Below are 24,047 nucleotides of genomic sequence, written 5' to 3' on the forward strand. Positions count from 1 at the left end.
GAACAGTAAAAACTGTTTATAGGATTGATGTCTTTTTTTGTTTAAGAACGAGAATATATTTTCTCAACAGGACAAATGATAAATAGCTATAAGTACTACTTATAAGGATAATTGGAAAATAGAAATTAATAATAAAGGGGAATGCGAAATGACAACATTAATATCTAATAGAGATCTAGCTAAAATCCGAGAGGAAGATGTAGATGTATTAAAGAGAATGGCACATCCCGTTCGATTAAAAATTGTAAATGAATTAATGCATCATAAACTGTGTAATGTTACACAGTTGACAGAAATATTAAGGCTCCCGCAATCCACTGTTTCACAGCATCTATCAAAATTAAGGGGAACCGTGCTCCGTGCAGAAAGACGTGGATTAGAGATGCATTATTATATTGATAATGCTAAGGCTCGTCAGATTGTAGGAATTCTAGGTTTGTAGGTTCATAATTCGTAAAAAGTTTTCTAATAGAATCAGTGGCGTGCAAAGTAAAAAGAGTACTTTTCAAAAGTGCTCTTTTTAAGATGTGCATTAAGGCTGGAAATAGGCATCAATAATAATTTAGAAGGAGTGTGCTTAAAATAAAAGATAATTATTTACATTGTTTAATAATTACTTAATAAATTATTAAGTTTGTTACCTTACAAAACTGTAAGGTTATTTCAATTGACACTCATATATATAAGTAACTATACTAGTTACACAATGTTGGTGAATATATTGAATAGTTTCAATCTATAAGTGTATGTCTGAAGATTCTTTTCGGAATAATAGTTCGATTTTAAATTATTCATTTGTAATATAGTGTTAATACCAACTTAATCTATGCTTTATTCTAAGGAGTATTATGTAAAGATTAACTATCAATGATATATTTACTAACTTGTAATAAATTTTTAGAGGTGCTAAATTTTGAAGAACAAATTAATTGCTACAGGAATTCTTGCTGGAAGTCTACTATCTTATTCTTCTAGTATTTTTGCAGATACTCATAAATTCCCAGATGTTCCTGCATGGGCTGACAAATCCGTTACTTATTTAGTTGATAAGCAAGTATTGAATGGTTATCCAGATGGAACTTTTGGTTCAAATGACACATTAGATAGAGCTTCTGCGGCAACCATTATGACAAAGGCTCTTGGTATACACATTGATTTAAATGCAAAACCATCTTTTAAAGATTCACAAAACCACTGGGGAACTCCCTATATTGCCGCAGCTGAAAAGGCAGGAATAATTAAAGGTGAAGGAAATGGAATATTTAACCCTTCTGGAAAAGTTACTCGTGCTGCTATGGCTACTATGCTAGTGAATGCATATAAACTACAAAATAAAAGCACTAACAATGGACAAAGTAAATTTGAAGATTTAAAGGGACATTGGGGTGAAAAGTTCGCAAATATCTTAATTGATTTAAAAATTTCAGTTGGTACAGATAATGGTTGGCAACCAAATAGATTTATAACACGTGCTGAAGCTGCACAACTAACCGCAAAAACAGATATGCTTCAATATAGTCAAAGTAATCCTTTAGAAAATAAAGCAATTATTATTGACCCCGGACATGGCGGCGAAGATCCTGGAAAAAACACAAAGGGGTTACCTGAAAGTAAGATTGTACTAGATACTTCTTTACGTCTTCAACAATTGCTTGAAAAACATACTCCATTTACAGTTTTACTAACTCGTGAATCTGATACTAGACCTGGACATGATCAAAAAAGCTCTTTACAGGAACGTGTTAAGTTTGCTAAGCAAAATCAGGGTGATATCTTTATAAGCATTCATGCAAATGCTTTTAACGGTAATGCAAAAGGGACAGAAACATATTACTATAAATCTTCTAAATCTGAAAAAACAAATCCTCATGTGGAAGAAAGTCGTGTTTTAGCTGAAAAAATTCAAGAACGATTAGTAGACGCACTTCAAACACGTGATAGAGGTGTTAAACATGGAGATCTTCATGTTATAAGAGAAAATGACATGCCAGCTGTGTTAACGGAACTTGCTTTTATAGATAATGGTATTGATTACAGTAAGTTATCTACAGAAAATGGAAGACAGATTGCAGCAGAAGCCATTTACGAGGGGATTTTAGATTATTATGAATGGAAGGGGAATAATGTATCTGAATATAGGTTGCAATAGGTAAATGAATATATAGTAATTCTCGAAATAAAGAATTCTATAATTTTTTTGCACTTTTTTAAACAAGGATTTTAAATGCATATTTAAAACCCTTGTTTAAATCGTTATTCTGTGTTTTAATAATATTGATAATAGTTATCAGTAAAAAGAGATAGAAATTAGCAAAATAAGTGTTGATAGTTATTGTCATAAAGATTAATACATTTCTACATTGTAACGTTATGAATCTATCTCTAGTATTGAGAGCTAAAAATAATACGTTTATATCTTTTAAATGTTTAAAAAGGAGTGGCTGTCTGTATGAAAAAAGCAAATGGAATAGCTAAAAGTGTTGCGGTAGCGTCCGTTATTATGTCTGGATCACTTGGTTTACAAGCAACGTCTGCATTTGCAGATTCTAAAGGAACTGTAGAAAATCTTCAAAATGGTGGAAAAGTCTATAATAGTTTTAAAACTACTTATGACATGAAGCAGAATATTAAAAATTCAATAAAGGTTTCTTTTATTGAGGATCCTTACGCAGATAAAAAGATTGCAATTGTTACCACTGATGGTAGTAATATAGATGCGAAATATACAATTAATGGCGGATACTATAACGCAGGTTTAAAATGGCCATCGGCGTATCATACGGAAGCAGAAATAACAAGTGGTGATAGTGCTCAATTTCATAAAGCTGCCCCAGTGAATACAATGACTTCAGCAAAGGTTACTTCTGAAGTAGGGTATACACTTGGCGGAAGTGTGAAAGTTGGGGTAAATGATAAAGGGCCAAATGCCGATGCGAGTATTACAGGTAGCTTTGCTTGGAAAGAAAGTGTATCTTACGATCAAGTAGACTATAAAACGGTATTAGAGACTCACACAGATAAAAAATTAAATTGGAAAGTAGGATTCCAATCATTTAATTATCCGGAGTGGGGAATTTATAATCGTGATTCATTTAATACTTTCTATGGTAATCAACTATTTATGAAATCACGTAGTTATAATGAAGGAACGAATAATTTTGTTTCAAAAGATACAGTACCAGCTTTAACAGGATATGGTTTTTCTCCTAATGTAGTAGCAGTTATTACTGCAGATAAAACAGAATCTACATCTGATTTAAAAATAACAAATCGTAGAATATCAGATCAGTACAATATCGAATGGGTAAGTTCGAAATGGTGGGGAACAAATAATAAAGATACATATAATGAGTTCTTTACAAACAACTATAAATTAGACTGGAAAAACCATCAAGTTACTCTTGATAACCAAAAAGCCCTTGAAGAACAAATAAGTAGTATCAAAAATGTGAATAACCAACTTAACAAAGGAAAAGGGAAATTATCTTTTTCAATGAATGGAAACCAACTTAAAGCGACATCTAGCAATGCTGGTTATGGTATTAGTTACGAGGATAAAAATTGGGGTATCTTTGTGAATGGTGAAAAGATCTATACGTTTAATGAAAAAACAACTGTAGGTAATATTTCGAATGACATTAACAAATTAAACATCAAAGGCCCTTATATTGAGATTAAACAAATCTAATCAGTAAATGAATTGCAAATGAAAGGGCCAGAGTTTATCTGTAAAGATAGATAAACTCTGGCCCTTATTATTTATTTTATTCTGATACGCAATTAGAAAAGAGCGTGAGGTATTTAAAAGCTATTCATGCCACGCAGGGAGATATTGTTTTAAGTAGGGTGTTTATTTTTATTTCACTTTTAAAAGAATTCTTTGTATGGTGATATAGGGCAGGAGAGACTCAGGAGATGTTTCTTTTTGAGGCGTACGTTGTGTGGCGAATTGTTTAAAGTAATTAAGATTTCATCGGTTGTTAAGTTACTACTTTAAATATATAATTAAATTTCATTAAAAAGATACTCTATTCAAAGTCCTTATGGGATTTTTGAAGTGAAATATATATTATTTGAGGTGTGTGAAATGGGGAAATCTCGAGAGCAGACGATGGAAAATATTTTGAAGGCTGCTAAGAAAAAATTTGGAGAGCGTGGTTACGAAGGTACGAGCATACAAGAAATTGCAAAAGAAGCGAAAGTAAATGTCGCTATGGCTTCATACTATTTTAATGGGAAAGAAAACCTGTATTATGAAGTGTTTAAGAAATATGGCCTTGCTAATGAGTTACCTAATTTTCTTGAGAAGAATCAATTTAATCCTATTAATGCTCTAAGAGAATATTTAGCAGTCTTTACTACACATATAAAAGAAAATCCTGAAATTGGCACATTGGCATATGAGGAGATTATTAAGGAAAGTGCAAGATTAGAAAAGATTAAACCGTATTTTATAGGTAGTTTTGAACAGTTAAAAGAAATATTGCAGGAGGGCGAAAAACAAGGAGTATTTCATTTCTTCTCTATAAATCATACAATACATTGGATCACTTCTATTGTTTTATTTCCAAAGTTTAAAAAGTTCATTGATTCTTTAGGACCAAATGAAACGAATGATACGAACCATGAATGGATGCCAGAAGACTTAGTAAACAGGATTATTTCTGCTTTAACAGATAAGTCTAATATATAAATTACTCATTGTTTATGAATCTTAATTGTCTTATTAAAAAGCCTAAATTCTCAATGTATTGTAGAGAAATTAGGCTTTTTTCGACACTTCATTCAAATACTTTATAGACTAATGGCTTGATTTATTGATGATTCGAGTGGAGTTACATAGATATAGTTTTCGTTGCAACGGTTTGTTGAAATGCCTTATCATGCTCAACAATAATCATTGTGGGATTAAATTGTTGAATCAGCTCTTCAATTTGCATACGTGAATAAATATCTATAAAGTTTAATGGTTCATCCCATATATACATATGGGCTTTTTCACATAAACTTTTAGCGATAAGCAGTTTTTTCTTTTGTCCACCAGAATAATGAAATATATCTTTCTCAAATTGAATTCGGTCAAAATCCATCCATTTTTTAATTTCTCTATATAAGTTTAATGGATATTAGCGACTTATATAGAGCATTACATGTGTCACAATAGTGTCTGAATTAGCCATTTTTTTTTCGCTCCTTTATTTGTTAGGTAAATTTAGCGATTAATAAATTTTAACTTACATAAAAGGGAATAAAAAAATCCCCCAATTTTTAATCGGAAGGATTAGTCTGTCGCTTATACTTAAGTAAGTACTTATTAATCATTTGAATCATGACAAATAAAGTATGAAATGAATTATAGAAATGGATAGACTAACCCTATATTTTGTAGTTTGAAGTTATAAAATTCAACTTAAAATATAAATTAGTTAATCATTATTCATCCATCATTCCTTTCATCATTCTATTTTTAGAGTAACATTCTTTTTTGGGAGATGCAATATCATCTTCACTTAATGCTAGATCATTTATATTTCTTTGGTTAGGTCGAAATAACATTACATCTTTTTTATAAACATCGTATTTTTGTTCAAGATGTCACGTCTTTTGTCCATTAAAAGGGGAGGTATTTGAAATTGACATCACCTCTAGTTGTAACTATAATAGTTACAGTTGGTTTAGTAATTTAATTCGAATTTCTAAGTTAATGATAGTATATTTTCCTTCTTTCTAAGTGTGACAATAAGCGACTAACTATGTTGTAATGGAAGGTTAGATTCTATCTCGTATTCAAAGAACAGTTAAGTTGTATTATTCAAATTTACGATGAGCAAATACTAAAAAAATAACATTTTCCATCGTATTCTTTTTGGAATGCTTAGTTAAAAAGAGGAAATATCTGCAGAAAGCAAATCAGGCTGTGGTATGTAGAAAGAAATCTTATAAAAAGTTCATAATATGGAATAATAAGTAAGTTCGTTTTGATGAATACGAGCAGTGCAGCATCAGGTCATTTTTAATAAAGATCTAGAAAAAATTAAGAAGGTGAGTCCGTCGCGTAAACATTCACATGTGCAATTTTATGTATTGATATTAGCTCTACTAGCTTATTTAAGCTTTTGTTTTATATTTTTATTTGTTTTTCCGAATCATTATTTTGTATCAGATTTTAATATACGACTATCATCTTTAGTTGTTGAAACTACTGTATTTATCTCATTACTTTACTCTATGGTATCAAGAAAAATTAAATTAGGAGTCTTTTGGGTTTGTATTACTATTGCAATAGGGTGTTTCTTGATAGGGAATTTTATATCTGCTTTTCAAGTACTTAATGTAGAATTACCAATAGAAAATTTTAATATCTCTGATGTATTTTTATTGTTTTTTTTATTCTTCTTTCTTTTTGCTTTCTTTTATAAAATCATGATGGAATGTAATAAATGGGAAAAAGCATATTTGATTTGTGATTTATGTATTGTTGTTACTGCTATTTTTACCTTAGAGTGGTACCTATTTAATAAACCTTCTGCAAATATCTTATTCTTATCAATTGGAGATGTTTTTCTTTCATTTATTTTCCCAATTATAGATCTATTGCTGCTTTTACTAGGAGTTAGCCTTATCTTCCGACCAGCAATTTTTAATGCGAAAAGTAAATTATTTATTTTTATTTTAGTATTAACAGGATTGTCCATTACAGACTACTTATATTTCTATTTACAAGATGGTTTATCATATCGTTCACTCATATTATTAAGGTGTTTGTATAGAGTTTTTCTGTTATTTATTGCTATTTCAGCTACTATCCCAAGGAGTGCAACTTCTAGAAGAAATTATTTTATTATTAATCCGACATTTGGAAAGAAACTTCTTGTCATATTCCCTTATCTTGCAGTTGCAATTTTAATTGGTTTTACTTTAAAAGAGCAAACTGCTTCCTCTACACTGATTACGGGAAATTGTATTGCCTTTGTATTTGTACTGATTCGTCATACAATTGTACGAATGCAAAACAAAGATTTAACCGAAACATTAAAAATGTTTAATAATCAATTAGAGCAAAAAGTATCTAAAAGAACAGCAGATTTAATAAAAAAATCTAATGATTTGGTGAAAAATCAAGAGAGGTTTAAGTCTTTATATGAGTACCATCCAGATCCCATATTAACAATTGATTCAAATGGTACCGTATTAAATATAAACCAGTCTGGAAGTATGTTATTAGGAAAAGACAGTGCAGCATTAATAGGAAAAGAGTGCTTTTCTATTTTTTTAGATGAAGATAAACCTGAATTGGAAGCAGCTCTAAAGATGGGGAAACGATGTAATTCGTCTTCGTTACAGTTACGTGTGAAAAATAATAATGAGAAGGATATACATTTTTGGTACGTTACGATTGTTCCTATTATGATAGAAGGACAAACTTTTGGGAGTTATATAATGGTAAAAGACATAACGAGGATGAAGCAACAACAGGATGAGATAAACTATCTAGCATTTCATGATACGGTGACGGGGATTGGAAATCGAATATTCTTCCAACAAGAATTAGACAGATCTATTGAGCGAGTACAAAAAACACAGGATAAGTTTGGACTCCTGTATATAGATTTAAACCGCTTTAAGAACATTAATGATACACTGGGTCATGCAATTGGTGACAAGGTTTTAAAAGAAGTTGCCAACCGTTTTAGGACATGTCTGCCACCAACTATTCATATAGCAAGAATAGGGGGAGATGAGTTTGCAATCATTGTCCATAACAAAACAGAGCAACAGCTATTAGATTTGTGCGAAAGACTATTTCGTATAACTGAAGAACCATTTGTAATAAATCAACACAGCTTTTATTTATCCCTTAGTATAGGAATAGCGTTGTATCCATTTGGAGGAACAAATGCCACAACACTTTTACAACATGCTGATATTGCTATGTATAGCGCAAAGGAAGAAGGTAGCAATGCTGTTTGTATATACGACGAGACATTATCTCAAAAAATAACAAGACGATTACAATTAGAGCAAGATTTACCGAATGCAATTGAAAATAATGAGTTGTTTTTATTGTACCAACCACAAGTTGATAGTAAGGCAGGAAAGGTTATTGGTGCAGAGGCATTAATACGTTGGCAACATCCAGAGCTGGGGCTAATTTCACCTTTTGAGTTTATACCTATCGCGGAAGAAACATCACAGATTATTTCAATTGGAAAATGGACGCTACAGCAAGCGTGTTCACAACTGAAAGAATGGCATTCTGCAGGTTATACAAATCTAAAAATGGGGATAAATTTATCAGCTATAGAGTTTGAACAGAAAGATTTTGTTCAAACGATTATATCTACCATAGAAGAAATAAGAGTACCAGCTAATTTGATTGATTTGGAATTAACAGAGCGAATTGCCATGGTAGATGAAAAAGAAACTTTATTGAAGTTAAAAGCGTTAAAATCATATGGTGTACATTTATCAATTGATGATTTTGGTACAGGATATTCTTCATTAGCGTATCTACCTTTATATCCAATTGATACTTTGAAAATCCCAAGAGAATTTGTGAATAGGATTGGAACTTCAAATGATGGAGATGAAATTATACAAACTATTATTTCGCTAGCCCATACTTTAAATATGAAAGTGATTGCGGAAGGAGTAGAAACGAAGAAACAATTAACAGTGTTACAACAAAATGCATGCTATTTAATTCAAGGCTATTATTACAGTAAACCTGTAAATGAAGATGAGTTTCTCAAGTTTTTAAGCAAGGAATAAGTGAGAACTATGTACATGTGAAGTAAAGGGAAAAGAAGTTCTACCTATATTAAGTAGAACTTCTTTTTGAGTTAACTAGCAGTTAGGTTTCCAAAATATTTTGCATTAAGATGTATCATTACTCAAGCTGTGATCTTGTTCTTTAGTGATTCCTTTTTCATGACTTGTCTTCTCGTCAAGAAATTTGAAGGAATCGTATTACAGTTGTAGGTCATACTATCTAAAGTTATTTTATTATTTATCGTTTATTACATTTGAAATGATTTTTAATGTGTATATAAGCAAGTGATAAGTAAATTAAATAAACAAAAGGCCCTGTAAAAATACAGGGCCGGATACAGGGTTAAGGGAACGCATAGTTTCTTAGTAACATATTAGCATAAAATTTTCATGTAGCTACATAAGAGTTTTGACAAATTTAAGAATAAAATAGAGTGTTTTTAAGAATAAATACAGTACTGAAAATCAGAATTGTGATTTAAATTAGTCTGGTTATAATGTTAAAAAACAGATGAGTATTTTAATCATAATAACTGTTAGGAATGTATATGTAAGAAATATTTTTTGATTAGATTAAAAGAGAATTCTGATAATTTATTATATGTTATAACCAAATAACTTTAAATTTTCTCCGGAGTCTGAAATTATCTCTTCGAACTGAAATCCTATTTTTTCTAAAAGCTTTCCTGAATTGATGTTATCTATAGTAGTAATTGCTACAATTCGTTTTAGTCCTAGTTTTTGTACTCCGTATTCGATTACAGCAGAAGCTGATTCAAAGCCATACCCATTTGAACGAAATTTCTCTAAAAAAGCAAAGCCGATATCAACATCTTCTAATGAATCTCTTTTAATAAGGCCGCACATACCGAGCGGAGTGAGATCTTCTTTTCGTTCTACTAAGTAAAGGCCGAAGCCCATTTTATTATACATATCAACGGGTCCGTTTAAGATGTATTTTTTTGCATCTTCTAAGTTTTTAATCCTTTTATCACCGATATACTGAATCCATGCAGGGTCGTTTACTAACTCGAGAATAAATGGAGCATCTTTTAGATGAAACCAGCGAAGAACGAGTCGTTCCGTTTCAAGAACTATCACAATCTACTGCACCACCTTTAACATTTATAATCATTAGTATGGATTGTGTAATACAAAATCGCAACATATTTTACAAGAGCCCGGATTGTTCACATAAAGTTCGTTTGTTTTGTATAAAGGGATATTTTATAATTAGAATTGATTGTAAAGAGTGAGATGCTTATACAATGACTCCTAGGTGACTAGGAGTTTTTACTATATAACTATCATTATTACTAAATATGACACACTACACATTCTACTCAAGGAGGTACATAATGAAGAAATTATATAATGCATCGTTTACGTATTTGATTATCGGTTTATTATCAGGGATTTTCGCTAGGGAGTATGGAAAGTATAAAGGAATTGTAGGATCTACTTTGTTAAACCTTTTACATACACATACACTTGTACTCGGCTTTTTCTTCTTTTTAATTGCTTTAGGATTAGCAAAAGTATTCGCGTTTCATGAAGCGAAAAGTTTTAATAAGTGGTTTGTTGTACATAATATCGCATTAATTTTAATGTTAGGTTCGCTAGCAGCAAGAGGGCTTCTTCAGTTAAATGGAGCGGACTTTAAAGGGTTAACTTATATTGTTGGGTTTTCTCATTCGCTGATGGCATTTACTTTAATTTGGTTTATGTTGTTAATAAAGAAGTCATTTAAAATATAGTTTTATAGAAAAGAACTTGCAGTAATTGTTGCAAGTTCTTTTTTTATTCGAAAGTAAGAAATGAATTTCGTACATGTAAAACTTGAATTATTTAATTTTTCGGATTATTATGTATAAAATAGTTAACATATTTTGTAATTCAAATTTATAGAAAGTAGGAGAGTGTAAGATGGAAATAACGGTAGAGCGTTTAGTAAATGAATTAAAGGGTGTACTTCCCGAAGATCGAGTAGTAATCAATACAACAGTAAGAGAGTTACATAGTAAAGATGAATCTTATCATGCTAGTAGTTTACCTGATGTAGTAGTTTTTCCGAAAACGACCGAAGAGGTTAGCACGATAATGAAAATAGCGAGTGAGCACGGGACACCTGTCGTTCCGTTTGGGGTAGGTTCTAGTTTAGAAGGACATGTAATCCCTTATGAAAAGGGAATTACGGTTGATTTTTCATTAATGAACAAAATTCTTGAAATAAGAGAGAAAGATTTTCTGGTGAAAGTACAGCCAGGAGTGACTCGTTCTCAGCTCAATAAAGAATTGAAGAAATACGGTTTGTTTTTTAGTGTAGATCCAGGGGCAGATGCAACGTTAGGGGGAATGGCTGCTACAAATGCGAGTGGAACGACAGCCGTGAAGTATGGTGTTATGCGTGATCAAGTTCGTGATTTAGAAGTCGTTCTTGCTGATGGGGAAGTCATACATACTGGAAATTTGGCGGCGAAGTCATCATCAGGTTACCATTTAAATGGTGTCTTCGTAGGTTCAGAAGGGACGCTCGGATGCTTTACAGAATTAACATTAAAAGTATACGGTATACCAGAACATGTTATGGCTGCAAGAGCGTCGTTTCCAACTATAAATGATGCAGTAGAAGCTGTAATTAATATACTACAAGCGGGTATTCCAATTGCGAGAATTGAACTTGTAGATGAATTATCTATGAAACAAGTAAATCATTATAATGAAACAAGTTACAGAGAAGAACCTACACTGTTTTTAGAATTTCATGGCAATGAAGCAGGGCTAAAGCAAGATATTGAATTCACGAAGGAAATTGTTTTTGATCATAAATGTAAAGAAGTTGCTTTTGAAACAGAAACTGCGGCCAGAAATAAATTATGGGATGCACGGCATAATCTAGCATATTCTTACGTTCATAGCTATCCTGGTAAAAAGCTTATGAGTACAGACGTATGTGTACCAATTTCAGAATTAGCTGGTGCAATCCAACATGCGAAAGAGACGTTAGAAAAGAATGGTCTTGTTGGTGGTATTCTTGGCCATGTAGGAGACGGGAATTTCCATGTACTCTTAATGGTTGATCCAAACAATAAAGAAGAAGTGGAAAAGGCGGACGAAATAAATGAAAGTATCGTTTTATATGCTCTTAAACGAGGTGGAACGTGTACGGGAGAACATGGTGTTGGAATCGGAAAACGGAAGTATCAAGAAGAAGAACATGGGGCGGCATTACTCGTAATGGAAAAAATAAAGAAAGCTCTTGACCCACAAAATATTTTGAATCCGAATAAAGTTTTTCAGCTGAAGGATAGGGGATGATTGGGTGAAAGTACTAGAAGCGATAAGTAATATAGCTGGAAAGTATTTTGCATTTTGGGTTATTTGTATTGCAGCTATTGCATATTTCATTCCTGGACCATTTCTTGGGTTAACTAGTTACATAACAATTTTACTCGGGGTTGTAATGTTTGGGATGGGATTAACATTAAAGGCTGTTGATTTTAAGATCATTGCTACAAAACCATTGCCAGTTATTATCGGTGTATGTGCTCAGTTTATTATTATGCCACTTGTCGCATACGTACTAGCCTACGTTATGAATCTGCCAGCTGAATTAGCAGCTGGACTAGTGTTGCTCGGTTCAGTACCGGGTGGCACTGCATCAAATGTTATGGTTTATTTAGCAAAAGGGAACTTAGCGCTGTCTATTGCAATGACGTCATTATCAACGTTACTAGCACCAATTGCTACACCTCTTATTTTATTATTACTTGCAGGACAATGGATGCCGGTTAATCCTATGTCTATGTTTCTTTCTATCGTACAAGTTATTATCATACCTATTATTTTAGGATTAGTAGTGAAGAAGTTTTTCCCGAAAACTGTTACGAAAGGAATGACTGTTATTCCTTTCATATCAGTTTTAGCAATTATCATTATTGTTTCAGCGGTAGTTTCAGCGAATGTAAGTAGCATTACTTCTTCAGGCCTGCTTATCTTCATTGCAGTGATGCTCCATAATGCGTTTGGTTTTTTACTCGGATATATAACAGCGTTCGTACTTAGACTAGACGAAGGGACAAGAAGAGCTATTTCAATAGAAGTAGGAATGCAAAACTCAGGATTAGGTGTTGCGCTAGCAACAGCACATTTTGGACCAGCGGCTGCACTTCCAAGTGTATTAGCGGCAGTATGGCATAATATTGCAGGGCCGATTTTAGCAACCATCTGGTCAAAAAATGCAAAGAATACTTTCAGTGATGAAACTTTATCGGTAAATATAGAAAAATAGGAATGATAAAGAATGCAAAAGCGTATTGTACATTTTGAAGGCTTAGTTGTATTCTTGGCCGCGATTTATACGTATTCATTATATGAATTTAGTTGGATAATATTTTTTCTGTTCCTTTTAGCTCCGGATTTATCAATGTTAGCGTATGGTATAAATAATCATGTTGGGGCTAACATTTATAATTTATTTCACACATATATCATATCGATATTAATTGTTATCATAGGTGCTTATTTTAAGATAGATATAGTTATTATGATTGGTTTAATATGGATAGCACATATTGGAATGGATCGAATGTTTGGATATGGATTGAAATATGAGACTGATTTTAAGGATACTCATATTCAAAGGTTATAATGGTTTTTGAGGAGAGGGATACATTGAAACAAAGAATTACTATCGAAGAATATAACATCAAATGGGAAAATGAATTTAATAAATTACAAACTATTATTACCAATGCAATGGAAAGACTTGTTTTGTCTGTTGAACATGTGGGAAGTACAGCTGTTAAAGGACTTGTATCAAAACCAATATTAGATATTGATATAGTAATAGAAGATTATGAAATTTTTCCTGAAGTAGTAAAAAGACTTGAAACGATAGGGTATTACCATCAAGCAGACTGGAGCTTCAAAGGAAGAGAGGCGTTTGGTAGAAAGGATGCTTTCGTTCCGTGGAGTGAAGAAAATACAGTTTGGATGGAACATCATTTATATGTGTGTGATAAGAATAGTGAAGAGTTAAGAAAACATTTAGCGTTTCGGGATTACCTTCGTGAACATGAAGACGTTGCTGTTGAATATGGGAGTTTAAAGAAAGAGTTAGCAAGAGAGTCGAAAAATAGAGCGGGCTATAGTGAAGGTAAGACGGCATTTATTACAAATATATTGGAAAAAATAAACTAAGGTCGCATTGAGTATATGCGGCCTATTCTTTTTAAATTGAAAGCTGCCACTATAAAATAATGGCAAACTGTCCCTGTTGATTGATGCGATTACTAAATATAATAGGAAATAAAATAGAAAAGACCGGAAAAGAGGGAGCTTATGTACGTACCAAAATATTTCGCAATAGAAGATGAAAAGATGAAGTATGAGATAATGGAACAAAATAGCTTTGCAACATTATTTTCTCAACATAACGGGGAACCATATGCAACGCATTTGCCTTTGTTATTAAATAGGGAAACTCTAACTTTACATGGCCATTTCGCACGTCCGAATGAACAGTGGAAAGATAGTGGGAATCAACATGTGCTTGCTATATTTCAAGGGCCACATAGTTACATATCGCCATCATGGTATGAAACCAACAATGCAGTACCAACATGGAATTACGTTGCAGTGCATGTATATGGAGAACTAGAAATTGTTGAGGATGAACAGGAATTATTAAATTCTCTTCAAGAGTTAGTACATAAATATGAAGATCCAGAGAGCACCTACTCACTTAATGATGTAGATCCGAATTATATGGGAGGATTAAGTAAAGGGATAGTTGGTTTTAAAATTAAGATTAGTAAAATAGAAGGAAAAGCGAAATTAAGTCAAAATCATTCTGTGGCAAGAAGAAAATTAGTTGTGGAGGAACTTGAGAAAGTTGGTAGTGAGGGGAGTAGGGCGATTGCAGGGTTGATGAGAAAATAGAGTTTACTTGAAAGGAAAATATTCTAAATAAGCGTATTTAAAAAGACCTTCTTAATTGAAGGTCTTTCATTTTTTATAGTGCTTTTTCAGCTGTTGTTGAGTTGGAGTTTGTATTTACGTCAACGGACTGAACAAAATCAGGTCTTTGTGGTGCAGGAAGATCGGCGTGACCCGCTTGATATGTAAATGAACTATGAATACCAGTAGCCAAAATGCCGAAAACAGATAGTCCTAAAAAGACAGAGCTAATTTTTTTAATCATTTCAATGCCCCTTTCTCAAATGTTTTTTCTTTTGCTTGTAATGCTTTATGAAAATATTCACTTGCTTTAATGTGATTATTTTCATCATAAAATTTAATAGCTAATTTTTCTGAGTATTCTTGAGTGTAGTTATATAATAATTCTTTGTCGAAATACGTAATTCCTTTAAGAATAATTGTTTCTAATTCTTCAGAAGTAACATTATTATTTAGTTCGTTTAGAATTTTAAAATGATATATATATTCTTCATTATTTAAGTCCATACAAATTTTTAACCCTTTTTGGATTAACTCCTCAGCGATATTTGTTTCATCTAGTTTAGAGTGTTCTCTTGCTTGTAAGAAGAGAGCTTTGAAATGTGTAGGCTTCTTTTCAGTTACTTCTGATAGGTGACGGATTGCGAGTGTGGAGAGGTTTTGACTCGCATATAACCAACCCAAATTATTGCGTACACTTAAAATCAATTCTTTTTCATCAGATTTTTGTAAAAGGTGTATTGCTGAATTATATTGCTCTTCCGCTTGTTCATATTGTTTTAAATATACAAATGAAGCACCTAATGTATTTTTGCACAATCCAACTTTAACTTCGTAGCCAGTTTGTTTATCGAAAATCTCTTTAGCCTTAGTTGCATATTCAATGGATTCAATTGGTTGGTAAAAGTGGTAATGGAAAATTGCCATTCGATAATAAAATTCAGCATGTTCTAGATTATCGTTGTTATTTACTAATAATAACTTAGCATGTTCATAATGTTCGATAGCTAAGTTATAGTCTGTGATTAAAGTTGCATAAATGCCTTTAAAAAAATGATAGTAGTAAGAAAGTGGATGATTAGATGAGATTACGTAAGAATCTATCTTATCAAAACTATGTTTTGAGATGCTTAAACTATCTACTAAAACTTTATATCGAAAATCTAATAAGGAATGATATAATGCTAAGTTTTCATCTTCTTCAAAGTTTAGTTCCTTTTCCTCAATTTCATGCTTTAAGTTTGTCGCCTGAGACACATCTTGTTTAAGCATAGCTAAATACCAATCATTAAATAATTTCGTAATTTGTTCATTACCTTGTAGTTGAACGTTCATGAAATCCCCTCGCTTTTTGAATATTCTTATAAAATATAGTATCAAAAATAACAATATTTAGAAATACGATTTTTATTTCTCAATATTTGTTTAACAAACTTTTCAGTAAGCCGATTGGAATAGTATTAATTTTGGTTTGGAGTAAAGAAAGGAAATCGGGGAGGGGTATTTTAAAGTTCTAGTTGAGAGGTGGGAATATAAAAAAGGTGTGTTCACACAATTTGTATAAACACACCTTTTTACATATTAAACAATCAAGTCCCACAAAAAGTACGATAAGGACGATTCGTAGGCGCAGGTGGAACGCAGTATTCTTCTTGCTCTGTAGCATACGCATAAGGATTTGCTAGAGCTTCAAGAAGTTTTTCCATTACGCTATAGTCGCCATTTGTGACAGCTGCTTCTAGTGCTTCTTCTACGCGATGGTTTCTTGGGATGATTGATGGGTTATTATTTTTCATCATTTCGTAGGCATTTTCTTTCGATTCATCTTGTCTTTCTAATCGAGATTGCCACAGTTTGTACCATTCTTTAAATTCAGAGCTATCGAATAGAGGGGTATTTTCTAACGTATTAAGAGTTAATGAACGGAATGTATTAGTGTAATCCGCTTTATATTTCTCCATCATTTTTAAAAGTTGCTCAATAAGTGAATGATCTTGTTCTTCGTTGCTAAATAGTCCTAATTTCTTTTTCATTCCAAGGAACCACAGGTTTTCATACTGTACGCTAAATTTTGAAATTTCGTCTTGAGCAATTTTTAATGCTTCTTCTTCATCTTCGTGCAGAATTGGTATTAAAGATTCTGCTAGTCGCGCGAGATCCCATGCGGCCATATATGGCTGATTTCCATATGCGTAGCGACCTTGTGTATCAATCGAGCTAAATACAGTTCCTTTGTCGTAATGGTCCATAAATGCACAAGGGCCGTAATCAATCGTTTCACCGCTAATCGTTATATTGTCAGTGTTCATTACGCCGTGAATAAATCCAACAAGTTGCCATTTAGCGATGAGGCTGGCTTGTTTTTTGATGACTTCTTGTAGCAATGCAGTATATCGGTTTTCATGATCTTCAATTTCTGGGTAATGTCTTTTTATTGTATAGTCAGCTAGCGATTGAAGATCTTCGATTGAGCCGCGAGCTGCAGCATATTGAAATGTGCCGACGCGTATATGGCTGCTTGCTACTCTAGTTAAAATTGCTCCAGGTAACTTTGTTTCACGATAGGTTGGCTCGCCTGTTGTGACAACTGCTAAACTGCGGGTAGTTGGGATATCAAGTGCATACATTGCTTCGCTAATAATATATTCACGTAGCATCGGACCGAGTGCAGCACGACCATCACCACGGCGTGAATAAGGAGTAGGGCCAGAACCTTTCAGCTGAATGTCAAAACGTTTACCTGAAGGAGTAATTTGTTCACCAATTAAAAGAGCACGACCGTCGCCTAACATATTAAAATGTCCAAATTGATGCCCAGCATACGCTTGAGCTAATGGATGAGCTCCTTCTGGTAGTGCATTACCGGCGAAAATCGCAATTTCGGTTTCTTTCTTCAGTTCTTCGGGATTAAAGCCAAGAGATATCGCAAGTGAATGGTTTAGCTTAACTAACTCCGGTGAACTTACGGGAGTAGGGGGGATTTCTGTATAAAATGAATGTGGTAAAGTAGCATAACTATTGTCTAAATTCCAACCTGCTTCATTATTTTTAGTCATTTTATCTCCTCCTTGTTTATTTTTTTATTATGTATTTGTACGTATGTATTCTTTGTAAAATTAGCTAAAAGTATAATATGATATTTCCCCTTGCAATCTATTGTAAGGACTTCAGTGCACTATGTCTATTTAACAACAAATATAAAACCTCCATTTTAAGAAAATGGAGGTTTTATTATTATTTCATTTTTACGATTATTTTTCCTTTTGCTCTGCCAGCCTCTGAATATTCCATTGCTTTTTGAGCATCTTCAAATGAAAAAACTCGATCGATTACAGGTTTGATTTTTCCGGCTTCAATATAGTTTGCAATAGTACGTAGTTGATCTCCGCTTGGCTTCATAAATAAAAATGAATATTGAGCATTATGCTTCTTTTCAAGTGCAGTAAGTTTTTTGTACCTTCTTTTCGCATTAAAATAATACCGGCTTCTCGTAAAATTCTAAGGTGATGTGATACCGCTGGTCGAGAAAGGTGTGTTTGTTTCGTAATTTCTCCTACACGTAATCCGGTTTGACATTCCGTTTCCATGAGAACTAACAAAATAGCTTGACGTGTTTCATCGCCAATTGCCAATAATACTTTTTGAGAATCAATAAAATCTTTTTTTATAACATTTAATTGTTCTTGTTTATTCATTTCAATCACTTTACCTCCAAAAATTAGTCGAAAGGTTTAAGATGATGAACCATTACATCGATACGGTAATGCTACATGATTGTTGAATGAGCTGCAATATTGGGAAAGAAAATCGAGACGAATGAAATTTTATGAGTTGAAAATGGTAGGAGATAGAAAAGGCTTAATAATACGTTGTTTCCAGATGAGGATGGTTAAGCCATTGAACAAAAAATTAAGCGGTCGTAACCCTGGATAATTTTTAGGGTTACGACCGCTTATCATGTTTTTATTATTTTAAAGTGAGTTGTTTCGTTTTACTCTTTCATACATACATAATACAAGCGGATTATAGATATATGAAAGAGTAAAAGTAATTTGGGGCGTAATCTATCTATATGATACTTTAAAATGAAATATAAGTCTATATCTTTGTTGTTTTTTTGATTATATTTATGTCACTGAGCTCAGAACAATGATGTGGAGGATAAATATATGAAATCGAATGATGTACCAGTTTTAATTGTTGGAGGGGGATTATCAGGATTAGCATCTGCGTTATTCCTTGCAAAATATAACATTAAGTACTTACTTATTGAAAGGCATCCGTCTACTGCAATTCATCCAAAAGCAGGTGGAATTACTTTTCGTACGATGGAGTTATTTCGAGAATTAGGTTTAGAACAAAGAATTAGATCAGCGGGTAAAGCGTTAGAAAATTGCCGAGGAAGAATAGCGGTTCATACAATAGCTGAGGCGAATCAGGAAGAATTGGCACAAATGAGGGCGAATCAGTATGAAAATGATGAAAAGTTACTTCAGAAAATAGAAGAGATTAGTCCATCAAAACAAACTGCTTGTTATCAAATTACTTTAGAAGAGATCATGTTACAAGAAGCGAGAACATTAGGCGGAGAATTATCTTTTTATCATGAATTAGTTTCTTATGAACAAAATGAGCAAGGAGTAATCGCAACGATTCGAAATCGTGAAACAGAAAAAGAAAGTGTCATACATTGTGACTATGTAATTGCAGCAGATGGGGCAAAAAGTAAAATACGTGAGCAGCTAGGGATAAGTGCGGAGGGACGAGGTACAATCGGTGGCTATTATATGAATATTTATTTTGAAGCGGATTTAAGTGAGTTTATACAAGGAGATGCATTTGGTTTTACTATGGTACTTCATCCGGAAGTTCTCGGTGCGCTCATTCCAGTCGATAACGAAAAAAGATGGATTTACCATGTATCCTATGATCCATTAAAAGGAGAGCGACCAAAGGATTTCACTATGGAACGTTGTAAACAAATTATTCAAACCGCAATTGGAAGCACAAATGTTGAGTCAGAAATAGTAAGTGTTTTACCGTGGGAAGCGACTGAAAGTACTGCTACAAAATTTCAAGATAATCGCGTTTTTTTAGTTGGCGATACTGCACATATTATGCCGCCGACAGGAGGGTTTGGTTCCAATACAGGAATACAAGATGCACACAATCTAGCCTGGAAATTGGCGGCTGTTATAAAAGGAAAGACAAAACCAAAACTGTTAGAAACATATCATGAAGAGAGATATCCTGTTGCAAAATTAACGACAGAATATGCGAGTAGTTTGTTGTTCCGTGCTGCGAATAGAGAGGAAGGCAGTTTGAATAATATGGATGGTTTAGCTGTTACAGTTGGATATCAGTATTGTTCAGAGGCGATTATAGATGACTCAGTCACTCCACATAGAATGGATAGCGTAAAGTTGAACGGGAGACCTGGAACGCGAGCGCCACACTTTTTTGGAACATATGATGGGAAAGAAATTTCAATACTTGATTTATTAGGTAACGATTTTGTATTACTTACTATAGCAGAAAATCGTACTTGGGCTGAGTGTGTACAGAATGTTTCATCTACATTAGGAATAAATATAAAATTTTATAGCGTTGGTTTAAGGGGAGACTTTATTGCTCAAGAAGATATTTTTAGCAAATTATATGGAATAGAGAATGGAGGAGCTGTATTAATTAGACCAGATGGTTTTATAGGATGGCGCTCGGAAAAAGAGGTAGTAAATCTAGATGTAGTGCTTGAAGAGGTAATGGGTAATTTATTATGTGATTTTTAAGTAACTAAGGAAGTATTGTCTTTTATAGGACGATACTTCTATTTTTTTAGTTTAAAAAATAAAGATTGTGTAGTGAAGAGACATTATTATTATAAAAATATATGCAAATTAATTCTCTTTCTTTTTTGTTATTAGAATTTTTTTAGTTTTTAGTTATAAGTGTTGGCAATTACTAGATTGAATCATTTTTTTATTGTATTATATTTCCTAGAGATTACATACTACATTACCTCTAGCCGAAGTAAAGCAAATAGACGATGTAAAAAGACATATTTTATCACCAAAAGAATTTCTTAAAGATTGATTAAAATTAAAAACAAGTGCTTTAGGCTATGCAGCAATGGGGGTTGGTACAACTGCTGTAAGTGCCTTTGCGGGAACCAAAGCAGGTGCATTGGTTGGAACTTTTTGGGGAGGTCCAATCGGAACTGCTGCTGGAGCTTGTATTGGCTTTGGTGTTTCTATAGGAGCTAGTATAGTAACTGATGGAATCAAATTTAACAAAGGTGATTGGAATCATGATGGTAAACAGGATTCGATAAAAGATAAAGTTAAAACTGGAATTGGAGCAGCTTTAGATAAAATTTTTTAGTTTTTGGGAGATTAATATGGAAAAATACCACGGAAAGAGCACGGAACAAATTATTCAGAAATTGATGCCTGGCAGTGTAAGATCGAGTGTCGTTATGGTATGGGTAGTTATTAATTTTATGATTTTAACTCCATTTTTATTTCCTCCAACCTTTACTATATACTTATATATAATTTTACCTTTTCTTTTCATTGCTAATATATGGGGAGTATGGGTATTTTTTTATAAACCAAATGAGCTAAGGCTGGTACACATTTTATATAATGGATTTATGGGAATAACTTTTTCTTTTGGAAGCTTTATAGTGATTCAAAAGATTGCATATACTTTTATTAAAATTGAAACACCTCTGTTTTTTATTGTTACTTTTGTGCTTTACATTCTTACAAACTATAAATTGATTTCTATTGGAATGAAAAGTTTTTTAAGGCGATTAAACAATGAAGAAAATGATAATATAAAAATTTCTCCAATTGTGTATGTATCAGGATTGGGATATGTTATTGGACAAATATGTATAGGTACATTATCACAAAACGGTTTAGCGACGGTCTTAATTTTAGTCTTTTCTTTATTTGCTGTTGTGCTTAGTATATCTGGAGTATATATATGGGTATATGTTGATTTGAAGAGGAAGGAAATGGATGGGATGCATAATGGACAAATATAATGGCAACAACATAGTGGATTGTATACGAATATTAATACCATTTAATATAAGAAATATTGTAGGCTTTGTATGGTTCTTTATGAATTTTATGCTACTTATCATTTTATTCATATTTCCACCGTTCAATATATACTCTTACGTAGCTTTACCATTTTATGTGATATGTAATCTATGGGGAATTTGGGTTTCCATTTATAAGCCTCGGCAGCCTCAGTTGCAACATTTACTATATTCTGGATTTGTTGCGTTAAGTATTTCATTTTGTAGTTTTATAGCTGTGCAAAAGTTAGCTTACGAATTCGTAGAAATAGAATCTCCTTTATTTTTTATTCTATCGCTTATTGCATATAGTTTAATTGTTTATAAATCTGAATTATTCTGGATTAAATATTTTACAGCCCGCTTAAGGGGGATCACTGATCAAGATGTGAAAATCCCTAAAATTGTATATTTTTCGGGTTTAGGTTATATGATTGGTCAAGTTAGTATTGGAATTTTGAGCCAAAAAGCTATGGCGATTGTGCTAATCGTTATTTTTTCATTTATTTCAGTTGTTTTCCTAGCGCTAAGTACACATTTGTATTTTTACTTTGATTTCAAAAAACAAGGTATTACTTCGCGACATTTAAAAGAATTATATTTTCAAAAGAAGCCTAAACTGTCAAGGAAGGAAAGGAGACAATCCGTGGCTGCTTCGGGACATGTAAATATACCACATTCTCAAAAGAAACCTAAACTTGCAAGAAAGGATATACGAAATTAAGAATTTGTAATTAAGTAAAGCCTAGATTTACGTAAATATCATGTCAAATGACAATAGAATTTTATCTTGTATGAATGGAAATTAAAGAAGTTAGATAGGAATCGGGCTGTTCGGAAAAATTCGATGTGTTCAAATACTAATTAGTATAAGATAGATATATAACTTATACTGATTAAAGCTTTACCGTACTGAAAAAATAATATTCACAAATTTTAATAGGTTTGGTATGATTAATTTCGACAAGTTAATCGAGGCCGGAGATATTTGAGATAAGCCATAAATTTATTTAGGGATACAGAAGTGTCCTCTAAATAATTTATGGCTTTTTTTATTGATGAAATGTGATCAATAGGAAGTTACATGTGAATAGGAGGGATATGCAAAATAAATAGTATAGTAATAACATAGGAGAATTGTATTTGTAAGATTGGAATTTTAATATAAGCTTATAAAAATAATGAAAGTATATCTTCTATTTCGTGTAAATCTCATTAACTTGTTGAAATTTACAACGTAGGAAGGGTTAAAAGGATGAGAAAAATTATTAGCGTATTAGTTATTTTCTTTATGACGGGAAGTATTTTTGCTGGGGGAGCTGTTCATGCGAAAGCAGAAGGGAAGCATGAATGGAATAAGAATAAGTTTTTAAATATTGCACATCGCGGAGCAAGTGGACATGCACCTGAGCATACTTTTGCTTCTTATGATTTAGTGAAAAAAATGAAAGCGGATTATTTGGAGTTAGATATTCAATTAACTAAGGATGGCCAATTAATTGCAATGCATGATACAGCAGTTGACCGCACTACAAATGGAACAGGTGAAGTACGAGATAAAACGTTAAGTGAAATAAAGAGCTTAGATGCAGGATCTTGGTTTAATAAAGCTTATCCAGAAAAGGCTAAGCAAGAGTACGTTGGTCAAAAAGTTCCGACTCTTGAAGAAATTTTCCAAAAGTACGGAAGAAGTATGAAGTATTACATTGAAACAAAATCACCAGATGTGTATCCAGGAATGGAAGAGAAATTATTAGCTTTATTAGAAAAATATAATTTAATAGGTCAAAACATGTCTTCTAGCCGTGTGATGATTCAATCATTTAGTAAAGATAGTTTAACAAAGATTCATAGTATGAATGAAAATATTCCGTTAGTTCAACTGCTTTGGTATTATCCAAATGAAAACAATGAGATTGTTGAATGGTCTGGCATTACACATGAACCGAAAAGTGTAACAAATGAAGATTTTCAAGAAATTAAAAAATATGCAGTTGGTATTGGACCGAACTTACGTAATGATAACGGAGAACTAATTATTGATGAGTCATATATGAAAATGGCTAGAAATAATGGATTGCTAATTCATCCTTATACAATTAATGAGAAACCAGATATGAGATTGTTAATGAAATGGGGTGCTACAGGAATGTTTACAAATTATCCTGATCGATTACATAGTGTGTTAAAAGAAAAATAAATAGGAGAAAAAGGTATACCGACG

General features: G+C 32.6%; 20 protein-coding genes and 3 pseudogenes. 16 read left to right on the forward strand and 7 right to left on the reverse strand.

Annotated elements, in window-relative coordinates; all coding sequences use genetic code 11:
* Nucleotides 1–148: 148 nt before the first annotated feature.
* The 4 genes from MR070_RS14835 to hlyIIR all read left to right on the forward strand — a co-directional run bounded on the left by MR070_RS14835 (nt 149) and on the right by hlyIIR (nt 4,693).
* A complete protein-coding gene (locus MR070_RS14835; protein ID WP_000209269.1) occupies nt 149–442 on the forward strand; it encodes an ArsR/SmtB family transcription factor in 294 nt (97 codons plus the stop codon).
* Between the two features lie 471 nt (nt 443–913).
* Nucleotides 914–2,149, forward strand: coding sequence for an N-acetylmuramoyl-L-alanine amidase (locus tag MR070_RS14840; RefSeq protein ID WP_000791592.1), 1,236 nt, complete (start codon nt 914–916; stop codon nt 2,147–2,149).
* 300 nt (nt 2,150–2,449) lie between these two features.
* Complete coding sequence (gene hlyII, locus MR070_RS14845) at nt 2,450–3,688, forward strand: hemolysin II HlyII (protein ID WP_000710125.1); 1,239 nt, start codon at nt 2,450–2,452, stop codon at nt 3,686–3,688.
* A 399-nt stretch (nt 3,689–4,087) separates the two neighbouring features.
* A complete protein-coding gene (hlyIIR, locus tag MR070_RS14850) occupies nt 4,088–4,693 on the forward strand; it encodes a hemolysin II regulator HlyIIR (RefSeq protein WP_000520489.1) in 606 nt (201 codons plus the stop codon).
* Between the two features lie 142 nt (nt 4,694–4,835).
* On the opposite strand, the pseudogene MR070_RS14855 reads toward hlyIIR, so the two are convergent.
* Nucleotides 4,836–5,096: pseudogene (locus MR070_RS14855) on the reverse strand (ATP-binding cassette domain-containing protein); the annotation flags it as partial.
* Between the two features lie 946 nt (nt 5,097–6,042).
* Here MR070_RS14855 and MR070_RS14860 point away from each other — a divergent pair.
* Nucleotides 6,043–8,772, forward strand: coding sequence for a sensor domain-containing protein (locus MR070_RS14860; RefSeq protein WP_242261572.1), 2,730 nt, complete (start codon nt 6,043–6,045; stop codon nt 8,770–8,772).
* 597 nt (nt 8,773–9,369) lie between these two features.
* Here the strand turns inward: MR070_RS14860 and MR070_RS14865 are convergent.
* Complete coding sequence (locus MR070_RS14865) at nt 9,370–9,873, reverse strand: GNAT family N-acetyltransferase (protein ID WP_000636235.1); 504 nt, start codon at nt 9,871–9,873, stop codon at nt 9,370–9,372.
* 257 nt (nt 9,874–10,130) lie between these two features.
* Here MR070_RS14865 and MR070_RS14870 point away from each other — a divergent pair, with 257 nt between their 5' ends.
* The 6 genes from MR070_RS14870 (at nt 10,131) to MR070_RS14895 (ending at nt 14,715) form a co-directional block, all read left to right on the forward strand.
* A complete protein-coding gene (locus MR070_RS14870) occupies nt 10,131–10,529 on the forward strand; it encodes a DUF2871 family protein (RefSeq protein WP_000737903.1) in 399 nt (132 codons plus the stop codon).
* 169 nt (nt 10,530–10,698) lie between these two features.
* Entirely contained in the window at nt 10,699–12,090 is a 1,392-nt protein-coding gene (locus MR070_RS14875; RefSeq protein WP_000406948.1) for an FAD-binding oxidoreductase, read from the forward strand.
* A gap of 4 nt (nt 12,091–12,094) precedes the next feature.
* Entirely contained in the window at nt 12,095–13,063 is a 969-nt protein-coding gene (locus tag MR070_RS14880) for a bile acid:sodium symporter family protein (RefSeq protein ID WP_242261541.1), read from the forward strand.
* 12 nt (nt 13,064–13,075) lie between these two features.
* Nucleotides 13,076–13,423, forward strand: coding sequence for a DUF4260 domain-containing protein (locus MR070_RS14885; protein WP_242261542.1), 348 nt, complete (start codon nt 13,076–13,078; stop codon nt 13,421–13,423).
* Between the two features lie 23 nt (nt 13,424–13,446).
* A complete protein-coding gene (locus MR070_RS14890; RefSeq protein WP_139895120.1) occupies nt 13,447–13,974 on the forward strand; it encodes a GrpB family protein in 528 nt (175 codons plus the stop codon).
* 141 nt (nt 13,975–14,115) lie between these two features.
* Nucleotides 14,116–14,715, forward strand: coding sequence for an FMN-binding negative transcriptional regulator (locus MR070_RS14895; protein ID WP_242261543.1), 600 nt, complete (start codon nt 14,116–14,118; stop codon nt 14,713–14,715).
* 73 nt (nt 14,716–14,788) lie between these two features.
* Here MR070_RS14895 and MR070_RS14900 read toward each other — a convergent pair whose 3' ends face one another.
* From MR070_RS14900 to MR070_RS14920, 5 genes and pseudogenes are all read right to left on the reverse strand, one after another.
* On the reverse strand, nt 14,789–14,977 hold the full coding sequence (locus tag MR070_RS14900) for a Phr family secreted Rap phosphatase inhibitor (RefSeq protein ID WP_242261544.1): 189 nt from the start codon (nt 14,975–14,977) through the stop codon (nt 14,789–14,791).
* Entirely contained in the window at nt 14,974–16,068 is a 1,095-nt protein-coding gene (locus MR070_RS14905; RefSeq protein ID WP_242261545.1) for a response regulator aspartate phosphatase, read from the reverse strand. The genes MR070_RS14900 and MR070_RS14905 overlap by 4 nt, the downstream gene beginning before the upstream one ends.
* A gap of 254 nt (nt 16,069–16,322) precedes the next feature.
* The gene (locus MR070_RS14910; protein ID WP_000164893.1) at nt 16,323–17,789 is read right to left on the reverse strand and encodes a protein adenylyltransferase SelO; all 1,467 of its coding nucleotides are present in this window, start codon (nt 17,787–17,789) and stop codon (nt 16,323–16,325) included.
* Nucleotides 17,790–17,967: 178 nt separating this feature from the next.
* Nucleotides 17,968–18,186: pseudogene (locus tag MR070_RS14915) on the reverse strand (zinc-binding dehydrogenase); the annotation flags it as partial.
* Nucleotides 18,129–18,437, reverse strand: a complete 309-nt coding sequence (locus MR070_RS14920; protein WP_000571884.1) for an ArsR/SmtB family transcription factor — start codon at nt 18,435–18,437, stop codon at nt 18,129–18,131. The pseudogene MR070_RS14915 and the gene MR070_RS14920, both read right to left, overlap by 58 nt.
* 465 nt (nt 18,438–18,902) lie before the next feature.
* On the opposite strand from MR070_RS14920, the gene MR070_RS14925 reads away from it, so the two are divergent.
* The 5 genes and pseudogenes from MR070_RS14925 to MR070_RS14945 all read left to right on the forward strand — a co-directional run bounded on the left by MR070_RS14925 (nt 18,903) and on the right by MR070_RS14945 (nt 24,023).
* On the forward strand, nt 18,903–20,522 hold the full coding sequence (locus tag MR070_RS14925) for an FAD-dependent oxidoreductase (RefSeq protein WP_242261546.1): 1,620 nt from the start codon (nt 18,903–18,905) through the stop codon (nt 20,520–20,522).
* A 220-nt stretch (nt 20,523–20,742) separates the two neighbouring features.
* Nucleotides 20,743–21,114: pseudogene (locus MR070_RS14930) on the forward strand (WXG100 family type VII secretion target); the annotation flags it as partial.
* A gap of 16 nt (nt 21,115–21,130) precedes the next feature.
* Complete coding sequence (locus tag MR070_RS14935; protein ID WP_074565372.1) at nt 21,131–21,784, forward strand: hypothetical protein; 654 nt, start codon at nt 21,131–21,133, stop codon at nt 21,782–21,784.
* Nucleotides 21,771–22,547 (forward strand): hypothetical protein, encoded by a 777-nt coding sequence (locus tag MR070_RS14940; RefSeq protein WP_396021593.1) that lies wholly within the window; start codon nt 21,771–21,773, stop codon nt 22,545–22,547. Before MR070_RS14935 ends, MR070_RS14940 begins: the two co-directional genes overlap by 14 nt.
* A 531-nt stretch (nt 22,548–23,078) precedes the next feature.
* Entirely contained in the window at nt 23,079–24,023 is a 945-nt protein-coding gene (locus tag MR070_RS14945) for a glycerophosphodiester phosphodiesterase (RefSeq protein WP_242261548.1), read from the forward strand.
* The last annotated feature ends 24 nt before the right edge of the window (nt 24,024–24,047 follow it).

The organism is Bacillus cereus group sp. BfR-BA-01453 (genome assembly GCF_022662915.1).
GTDB lineage: Bacteria > Bacillota > Bacilli > Bacillales > Bacillaceae_G > Bacillus_A > Bacillus_A paranthracis.